1 pseudogene is annotated in these 505 nt (G+C 68.1%); it reads left to right on the plus strand.

Features of this window, described 5'->3' with window-relative positions:
• A pseudogene (locus EOD15_RS35365) lies at window positions 1-505 on the plus strand (type VI secretion system-associated FHA domain protein TagH); the annotation flags it as partial.

The following is a 505-nucleotide window of genomic DNA, read 5'->3' on the forward strand; positions in this document are numbered from 1 at the left end:
GGCTAAGACTGGGCGACTACGTCGTCTATGTCGATCTGCAGACGCCAACCGCCCAAGCACCCACAGCCGGCCTGCCGGCTCCGGAACGCCTGCCGCCGGCATCCCGGGCGCCGGTGAGCATCGGCCACGACGATTTCTTTTCCGCCACGGTCGAAGAAGAGCCGCGACGGCCACGTCCGGCGGATTTGCCGGACCCGTTCGAACGGCCGGTTCCAGGCGCGTTCGAGCGTGCCACCTCCGGCCAGCGCAGTTCGCCTGGTTTCGATGACCCGTTCAGCCTCGATCCGGTTTCAACGCCTGTGTCGAAAAATGCCGCCTCTTACCGCGAACCGGGCGGCGCGGGGAACCAGGCGGACCCCTTCGGCCCCGACCCCGTGCCGTCTCCCAGCCGGGGAGCCGAACCCGCTCATGGAAAGCCGTCCGATTTCAAGGATGATTTTGGTTTCGGATCGGCCGCGGCGCCCGGTTCGGCAAACGGCACCGGCTCGGCCGGACAGCGCGAGCG

The sequence above is a fragment of the Mesorhizobium sp. M7A.T.Ca.US.000.02.2.1 genome (assembly GCF_003996995.1).
In the GTDB taxonomy this organism is placed as follows: domain Bacteria; phylum Pseudomonadota; class Alphaproteobacteria; order Rhizobiales; family Rhizobiaceae; genus Mesorhizobium.